At 64.8% G+C, this 7,313-nt stretch carries 8 protein-coding genes; 2 read left to right on the top strand and 6 right to left on the bottom strand.

Annotated elements, in window-relative coordinates; genetic code table 11:
• The 6 genes from WBB85_RS11035 to meaB all read right to left on the bottom strand — a co-directional run.
• Positions 1-884: ribonuclease E/G (locus WBB85_RS11035; protein ID WP_432638667.1), on the bottom strand; the 884-nt coding region annotated here is incomplete at its 3' end.
• The gene (locus tag WBB85_RS11030) at positions 881-1,462 is read right to left on the bottom strand and encodes a Maf family protein (RefSeq protein ID WP_432638666.1); all 582 of its coding nucleotides are present in this window, start codon (positions 1,460-1,462) and stop codon (positions 881-883) included. The genes WBB85_RS11035 and WBB85_RS11030, both read right to left, overlap by 4 nt.
• Positions 1,450-1,950, bottom strand: a complete 501-nt coding sequence (locus WBB85_RS11025; protein WP_432638665.1) for a hypothetical protein — start codon at positions 1,948-1,950, stop codon at positions 1,450-1,452. The genes WBB85_RS11030 and WBB85_RS11025 overlap by 13 nt, the downstream gene beginning before the upstream one ends.
• A gap of 61 nt (positions 1,951-2,011) precedes the next feature.
• Positions 2,012-2,230, bottom strand: a complete 219-nt coding sequence (gene infA / locus WBB85_RS11020) for a translation initiation factor IF-1 (protein ID WP_105513450.1) — start codon at positions 2,228-2,230, stop codon at positions 2,012-2,014.
• Positions 2,231-2,302: 72 nt separating this feature from the next.
• Complete coding sequence (locus WBB85_RS11015) at positions 2,303-3,208, bottom strand: carbon-nitrogen hydrolase family protein (RefSeq protein ID WP_432638664.1); 906 nt, start codon at positions 3,206-3,208, stop codon at positions 2,303-2,305.
• Positions 3,209-3,248: 40 nt separating this feature from the next.
• Positions 3,249-4,232 carry a methylmalonyl Co-A mutase-associated GTPase MeaB gene (meaB, locus tag WBB85_RS11010; protein WP_432638668.1) on the bottom strand — a complete coding sequence of 328 codons (984 nt, stop codon included), beginning with the start codon at positions 4,230-4,232 and terminating at the stop codon, positions 3,249-3,251.
• A gap of 126 nt (positions 4,233-4,358) precedes the next feature.
• Between meaB and WBB85_RS11005 the strand changes: the two genes are divergently transcribed.
• A complete protein-coding gene (locus WBB85_RS11005; protein WP_432638663.1) occupies positions 4,359-5,087 on the top strand; it encodes a DUF3108 domain-containing protein in 729 nt (242 codons plus the stop codon).
• 8 nt (positions 5,088-5,095) lie between these two features.
• Positions 5,096-7,313: ATP-dependent helicase HrpB (gene hrpB, locus WBB85_RS11000; protein WP_432638662.1), on the top strand; the 2,218-nt coding region annotated here is incomplete at its 3' end.

The raw sequence follows: 7,313 nt of genomic DNA, 5'->3' as shown, positions 1-7,313 counted from the left end.
GGGGCGAAATCAACGGTGATCTGGCCGCCAAGGCCCCGCAGGCGCAATTGGCGCGGTAGGTCGCGGGCGGCGGCGATATTGGCCTTGAGGCTGGCGGCGGGCGAGGTGTCGGGGCCGGTATTGACGTCGACCGCAACCAGCGCGCGGGTCGGTTCGATGGCCATGTTGGCCCCACCCGGCAGTTTCACGACCGGGGTCAGAACTGCATCGATCATCTCCTCTACCCCGTGGCGGGCGAAGGCGTCGGCCCCCTCGGCGACCTCATCGGGGGCGGGTTCGGACCAGTCGCGTGCGGCTTCCTCATGCGGCCCTGCCGCGTCGACGAGCAGTTCTGGCCCGCCGCTAAGGTCGGCCGTGACGGCTTCGGCCAGGTCCCGCATCCGTGTGATTTCTTCGGCGATTTCACCGTCTTCGGCCAAGGCGGTGGCAGATCGCAGGATCAGTCCGAATTCCGAGCCTTGCATGCCGGTTGCGGCCAAGGCCTCCAGCCGCGCGCGGTCCTCGGCCTCGCGGATCCGGCGCGAGATGTTGAGGCCGGGGGCAGAGGGTGTGACGATGGCCAGACGCCCCTTGAAGAGCAGCCGCATCGTCACCGGCAGGGCCTTGCCCGCTTCGGCATGACCCGACACCTGAACGATGACCGCCTGTCCGGGGGCAAGCCCTTTGGTTTCGCGCAGAAAGCCCTTCTGGCCGCCCGGCAGCTTGACGAAAGCGCCGCCCTGACCCTTCATCTGCCGGTCGAGCACCCCGCGCAAGATCGCGCCGGGGGCAAAGCCTGCGTCCTCGCCTGCCTCGATCAGCAGATCCTGCAACTGGCCGTCAACGACCAGAGCGGCGGCTTCACGCCCGTGATAGCGGCCCAGAACAACGACCCGGCCCTTCATGCCTCAACTCCGTGAATGTCGATCCCGGCAGCTTCAAGAAGATGCGCGGTTTCCGCAACCGGCAGGCCGACAACCCCGGTAAAGGACCCCTGAAGCCAGGGGATGAACGCGCCGAACCGGCCCTGAATGCCGTAGCCCCCGGCCTTGCCCTGCCATTCATCGCTTGCAAGATAGGCGTTGATCTCCACATCCGAGAGCGCCTTGACCTTCACCACCGTCTCAACGCTGCGCTGCCAGAGCCTGGCGCCGCGTTTCACTGCAACGGCGGTGATGACCCGGTGACGGCGGCCCGAGAGTTTCAGCAGAAACTCCGCCGCCTCACCAGCACTTTCGGGCTTGCCGAGGATCCGGCGGCCGAGGGCGACAGTGGTGTCGGCGCACAGGACGACTTCATCGGGCGCTGCCGTGACGGCGGCTGCCTTTTCCCGTGCCATGCGCTCGCAATAGGGGCGGGGCAATTCGCCTTTCAGGGGCGTTTCGTCAATATCGGGGGCGCGGATGTCGTCCGGGGTCAGCCCAAGCTGCGCCAAAAGTTCGCGGCGGCGCGGGCTGCCCGATCCTAGGATTAAGCGGGCCATATCCCAACCCTTTCCACGATAACGCTAGTTAGCAGTTCAATATTGTCCTGAAGTGCCGCAACCGCAATTTCGTCGTAACGGCAGACCAGTTGGTCTCCCTCGAACCAACAATCGCTCATCATGAGCTTTCGTTTGGCAGCCTCAAGTGAGATCAACGAGTCGACTTCCGGCATGTCCGAAATGTTCTTGCGCACGTTATCTCGACGTGAGCGCCCAGATGGATCAAACGATGCGGATGAATCCACGCAGAAGACTATTTTCGCCTCGCCACAGCGCTGTGGGGTTACATCGAACAATCGCCCAGAAACGTCTTTCCAAACGCAATGATGCTCCGCTTGGAGCATAACCTTCTGCCATTGCCAGATCGCCCATCCCGTAACTGCCTCTCCGCCCCAAGCATCAACTGCTTTCAAAGCGTTCAAGTGGCACGCGGCTTCCCGCGAACCATTCAACGTGCGGGCAGCAACAAACCTCGGCGGATCGAACATGTTCTCACGGGCAAACGCGCGAATCTGCGCGTCAATAACACGAGGGCGCCGAGCGTTCGTCTTACTTGAAGCGGTAATTGATCCGCCCCTTGGTCAGATCATAGGGCGTCATCGTCACCTGAACCTTGTCACCCGCCAGAACGCGGATGCGGTTCTTGCGCATCTTTCCTGCCATTGTCGCGATGATCTCATGGCCGTTTTCGAGCTCGACCCGGAATGTCGCGTTTGGCAGGAGTTCCTTCACGACGCCCGGAAATTCGAGTCCTTCTTCCTTGGCCATGGTCACTCCATTGTTCTTTTCCCCGGGCCACCTGCCCGGGCGCGCGTTAAATGCGCCCGATGGGCCGGGATATCAAGCGATTTCTCGGTTTTTGCCGTGGAGTGTGACGCGTGCGAGTTGTGGCACCTGTTCCGGCCAGTGTGCAAGGTTGAGGACACCACCATCGGCGCGGACCTCGGCAATGGCCGCGCGGGAGATATCGGCATAGACCCAACCGGGTTGGCCAAGCGGGCCTTCGGCAAGGATCCCTGTCGCGGGAAAGCCTCGGTCCGGTGGGCCGTAGATCGAGGCGGAACCGGTATTTTCCTCCATCCCGTAGCACCAGGGTGCCGTGCCCACGACGGGCGCATGAACCGCGACAAGCTGGTTTTCGAGCGCTCGCGCCATCGCGCCGACGCGCACCCGGGTAAAGCCCGCCAGGGCCTCGGTCGCCGAAGGAACCAGCAGGATCTCGACCCCGGCCTCGGCCAAAGCCCGGCCGAGCAGGGGAAATTCACTGTCATAGCAGATCAGGATGCCAATCCGGCCAAGATCGGTGTCGAAGACCTGCAACCCGTCGCCCGGCACGATGTGCCAGCCGTCGCGTTCCCAGCGGGTCATCATTGCCTTGTCCTGATGACCGATCAGTCCATTGGGGCCGAAGAGGCTGGCCCGGTTGACAGGTCGACCGGCTGCATGCGGCAGGCCAAAGACGGGCCCCGAAGCCGAAAGGATATGCACCCCGTAATGTGCGGCAAGGCGGGCATGCAGCGCGTCTGATGCCGGTTTGTGCCGGCTTACCTCGTGCAACGCCTCCTGAATGTCGCCCGCAACCGCGGCCCCGCCGAGCGAGGCCAGCTCCATCGCGCCGTATTCTGGAAAGACCAGCAGCTCTGCCCCGTGTCCCGCAGCTTCGGCAACCCAGGCGGAGAGTTTCGCCTCATATCCCGACCAGTCGTCGAACCAGTCCAGAGGGTAGGCAGACGTCGCGATTCTCATGTTGTGCCTCATCTGTCGTCCATGCCGGTTGCGGCAACACTCAGTCGCGCTGACCGCGAAGATCGTTCAGCATTGCCGCTGCCGCTGCAACCGGCGCTGCCTGACCGGCGGCGACAGAGCGGCCAAGCTCATCCATCCGCGCCTTCATCTGCGGTTCCGAGGTGAGCCGCGCCAAAAGGCCCTGCCGCACTTCTTCTTCGAACCAATGCCGGGCCTGTTCGGCCCGTCGCCCGTCAAAATGCCCGTTTTCGCGCCGCCAGACCATAAGGGACTGCATTTCCGCCCAGGCTGTTTCCAGCCCGGTTCCCTCGGCCGCCGATACGCACATCGCCTTGGGAAACCCCTCGGGGTCCTGTGGCCGCCGTCTGAGCAGCCTTAGCGCGCCCGCATAATCGGCACAGGTCCGCGTCGCCGTGTCCTTCAGCGCGCCGTCGGCCTTGTTCACAAGGATCAGGTCCGCCATCTCCATGATGCCGCGCTTGACGCCCTGCAATTCGTCCCCCCCCGCCGGGGCCAGAAGAAGGACGAAAAGGTCCGCCATCTCGGCGACCACCGTCTCGGATTGCCCGACACCGACGGTTTCGACGATCACCACGTCGAAGCCTGCCGCCTCGCACAAGGCCACCGCCTCGCGCGTGCGCCGGGCGACGCCGCCCAGATGGGTCTGGCTGGGCGACGGGCGGATGAAGGCGTTAGGGTCGCGCGACAACCGCTCCATCCGTGTCTTGTCGCCAAGGATCGACCCGCCCGAACGGGCCGAGGAGGGGTCGACGGCCAGTACCGCGACCTTCTTTCCCTGTCCTGTCAGCATCGTGCCGAAGGCTTCGATGAAACTCGATTTGCCGACGCCGGGCGTGCCGGAAAGGCCGATCCTCAGCGCCTGCCGCTCACTCCCGAGTGCGTCCAGCAGCGCCGCCGCATCGGCGCGGTGATCCTCGCGCCGGCTTTCCACCAGCGTGATCGCGCGGGCCAGCGCGCGGCGATCCCCGGCCGCGACCTGCGCCGCAAGCTCGTTCAACTCGATGTTACGCAACTGGCGGCCTTTCGCTGACGGAACGGGTTTGTGAATTGACCTCACGGGGGTTTTCTTGCCTGTTCATATGCGCCGATGTCCAGAGCCTCGGCGGTAAAAAAGAATGCGAGCAGACCAATGACGATTGCTTCCCGCAGGTTTTGCGGACCTCTTCTGGCCCTGATGATGGGTCTGACCACGGCTGAGGCCGACCAGACAGACAGCGCCGTTTTCGATCTGACCCTGAAAGGCATCTATGCTGGCACCCTGTCCGTCTCGGGTGCGATCAAGGGGCAGAGCTATGCGGCATCCGGCGTTCTGAAGTCGGGGGGGCTCGTCGCGCTGGTCAAGAAGGTCCGCTATGATGCGCGGTCGCGTGGCAGCATTTCGGATGGCCGCTTCAGGCCCGCCCTTTACGAAGAAGATGCCGACACGGGCAAGCGCCAGTCGCAATCGGTGATGGAATACAGTTCCGGCGTCCCACAGGTGAAAAAGTACAACCCGCCCCGCAAGAAGAAGGATCGCGGTGTCGATCCGGCCTCTCAGGGCGGCACGCTTGACCCCCTGACCGCGCTTTATGCTGCATTGCGGGATGTCCCCGAGGATCAGGCCTGCAATCTGGCCGTCTACATGTTCGACGGAAAGCGCCGCAGTCAGGTGGTGCTGGGCGATCCACAGCCGAAGGATGAGGGTATTTCCTGTCCCGGAGAATACCGCCGTCTTGAAGGCTTCTCGAAAAAAGAGATGAAAGAGAAAAGCCGTTTCCCCTTCACCATGCATCTGGAACCCGCGGGTGACGGTATGATGCGGGTGGTCGAGGTGTCGATGGACACACTCTATGGCAATGGCAGTCTGAAACGGCGATAAGCGCCGATGTGAAAGACCGTTTACCGATAGATGAGGCGCTGCCCGCGCTGACCGATGCGCTGACGCGCAACGGCCGGGCTGTCTTGCAGGCCCCTCCCGGTGCGGGCAAGACGACGCGCGTGCCCTTGGCCATGCTTGAGGCCGGGCTGACATCTGGTCGCATCTTCATGCTGGAACCCCGCCGTCTGGCGGCCCGCGCGGCTGCCGAACGGATGGCTGAAACCTTGGGCGAAAGTGTGGGGCAGACGGTGGGCTACCGCATCCGGGGCGAGGCGAAAGTGTCCAAGGCGACCCGGATTGAGGTCGTGACCGAAGGCATCCTGACCCGGATGATCCAGTCCGACCCGGAGCTGTCCGGCATTGGCGTGGTGATTTTCGACGAATTTCACGAACGCTCGCTCAATGCCGATCTGGGCCTCGCGCTGACATGGGAAGTGCGGCAGGCTTTGCGCCCCGACCTTCTGATCCTCGCCATGTCGGCGACGCTCGATGCCGCGCCCGTTGCGGCGATGCTTGATGAGGCCCCCGTCATCACCTCCGAAGGCCGCGCATTTCCGGTTGAGACCCGCTGGCTGCCCCGCCCCGTCGACAAGTCGATGAGGTTCGAACCCGCTGTCGCCGGGTTGGTGGCGCAAGCGGCGGAAGAGACGCAAGGTGGCATCCTTGTCTTCCTGCCGGGTGAGGGCGAAATCCGGCGCGTTGAAAGCCTGTTGAAGGGACGCCTGCCCGAAGATTGCGTTGTCCGGCCCCTATTCGGCGCGATGGATTTTGCCGCCCAGCGTGCGGCAATCGCGCCCGCGCGCGAGGGCCGCAAAGTGGTGCTGGCCACCGCGATTGCCGAAACCTCGCTGACGATCGAGGATATCCGTGTCGTCATCGATGCCGGTCGCGCGCGCCGCGCCCGTTTCGATCCATCTTCCGGCATGTCGCGGCTGGTGACGGAGCGCGTGACCAAGGCCGAGGCCGAACAGCGGCGGGGCCGGGCGGGACGTGTGGCCGAAGGCACCTGCTACCGGCTCTGGACCAGGGGAGAGGAGGGCGGCATGGCCCCTTTCCCGCCTGCCGAGATTGAGGCTGCCGACCTTTCTGGTCTGGCACTCGAACTGGCGCTCTGGGGTTCGGACGGTGCGGGGCTTGCCTTTCTCACCCCGCCGCCTGGCCCGGCGCTGAGCGAGGCGCGGGCGCTTCTGACCGCACTCGGCGCGTTCGACGGGGCAGGGCGGATCACCGATCATGGCAAGGCTTTGGCGGCTCTGCCGCTGCATCCGCGTCTCGGCCACATGCTGCTGACGGCTGGGCCGGAGGCCGCGACACTCGCCGCCCTTCTCGCTGAACGCGATCCGTTGCGCGGTGCGCCCTCTGACCTGACCCTGCGTCTTGCCGCGATCCGTGATCCCAAAGGATATGAGGCCGACCATCCCCACCGGGTGGACCGGGGCACGGTCGAACGCATCCGCACAGAGGCACGCCGTCTGACGCGCATGGCAAAGCCCGTCAGCGAGACCTTCAGCCCAGCCGAGATGGCTGCGCTCGCCTATCCCGACCGGATCGGTCTGCGCCGCAAGGGCGATGCGCCGCGTTATGTGCTGTCGGGCGGCAAAGGGGCGGTCGCGCATGAGGCCGATCCTTTGGGCGCGGAACGGCTGCTCATCGCCACCGACCTTGACGGCGATCCGCGCGAGGCGAAGATCCGGCAGGGCATCGCGATCTGTGAAGCCTCGCTCCGCCGCCTCTTTGGCGATCAGATCGCCTGGCAGGATGTCTGCGAATGGTCGCGGCGCGAGGGGCGTGTGGTGGCGCGCAGACAGGAACGCCTTGGCGCGCTGATCCTTGATGACCGGCACTGGCCCGACGCTGACAGCGATGCGATGGCCCGCGCGGCGCTGGACGGTTTGCGCCAGATCGGCCTCACTTGGTCCGAACCCGCGCGTCGTTTCCGCGCGCGGGTGGAGCTGTTGCGCCATGAAGGTGCCGACCTGCCCGATTTCACCGACGCCGCGCTGATGGATCGGGCCGAAGGCTGGCTCCTGCCGCATCTCGGCGGCAAACGAACCGAGGGGGACTTGCGCGGGATCAACCTTACCGAACCGCTCCGGGGCGCGCTCACATGGGAACAGCTACAGCTTCTCGACCGCCTCGCACCTGCGCATTTCGAAACCCCGCTCGGCCGCCGCGTGCCCATCGACTATGAGGGCGACTATCCCGGCATCGCGATCCGGTTGCAGG

Origin of the sequence: Albidovulum sp., from assembly GCF_049646345.1 — a bacterium.
Lineage (GTDB): Bacteria > Pseudomonadota > Alphaproteobacteria > Rhodobacterales > Rhodobacteraceae > Albidovulum.
Note: the sequence above shows the minus strand (reverse complement) of the source record. Positions and strands in the feature narration are given on the sequence as shown.